The 1105-nt window shown below is 58.9% G+C and carries 1 rRNA gene; it reads right to left on the minus strand.

The features are described 5' to 3' along the window. Nucleotides 1–1105: ribosomal RNA gene (locus ACPOLA_RS19145) — 23S ribosomal RNA — on the minus strand; the annotation flags it as partial.

Here is a 1105-nt window from a genome sequence, read left to right on the forward strand (position 1 = left end):
CAAGGGCTGCGACCCGGATTTGCCTAGGCCACGTCCTACATGCTTACCCGCCGTCTACCATCGCGGCGGTTGGGCTACCTTCCTGTGTCACCCCATCGCTTGACTACTACCGGGTCGGGTCCCACGCTCCACCCCAGCCCCGCACCCCGAAGGGATTGGTAACTGGGGTTTCGGGTGGTTAGCATTCCCGGCCTCGTCAGGGGCGCCGTTTCGCCGGTACGGGAATATCAACCCGTTGTCCATCGACTACGCCTGTCGGCCTCGCCTTAGGTCCCGACTTACCCAGGGCAGATTAGCTTGACCCTGGAACCCTTGATCAATCGGCGCACGGGTTTCTCACCCGTGATTCGCTACTCATGCCTGCATTCTCACTCGTGTGCCATCCACGCCTGGATCACTCCGACGCTTCACCCGACACACGACGCTCCCCTACCCAACCATGCCCCTGAACCGCTGCCACAAGGACAGGACTTGGGTGACACATGGTTGCCATGGCTTCGGCGGACGGCTTGAGCCCCGCTACATTGTCGGCGCGGAATCACTTGACCAGTGAGCTATTACGCACTCTTTCAAGGGTGGCTGCTTCCAAGCCAACCTCCTGGTTGTCACTGCGACTCCACATCCTTTTCCACTTAGCCGCCACTTAGGGGCCTTAGCCGATGGTCTGGGCTGTTTCCCTCTCGACTACGAACCTTATCGCCCGCAGTCTCACTGCCACGCTTACACTTACCGGCATTCGGAGTTTGGCTAACGTCAGTAACCTGGTAGGGCCCATCGGCTATCCAGTGCTCTACCTCCGGCAAGAAACACGCAACGCTGCACCTAAATGCATTTCGGGGAGAACCAGCTATCACGGAGTTTGATTGGCCTTTCACCCCTATCCACAGGTCATCCCCTCCATTTTCAACTGAAGTGGGTTCGGTCCTCCACGCCGTCTTACCGGCGCTTCAACCTGCCCATGGATAGATCACTCCGCTTCGGGTCTTGATCGTGCGACTCAACCGCCCTGTTCGGACTCGCTTTCGCTACGGCTTCCCCCCACGGGTTAACCTCGCCACACAACGCAAACTCGCAGGCTCATTCTTCAAAAGGCACGCCATCACCC

The sequence above is a fragment of the Nocardioides proteolyticus genome, assembly GCF_051280635.3.
Taxonomy (GTDB): domain Bacteria; phylum Actinomycetota; class Actinomycetes; order Propionibacteriales; family Nocardioidaceae; genus Nocardioides.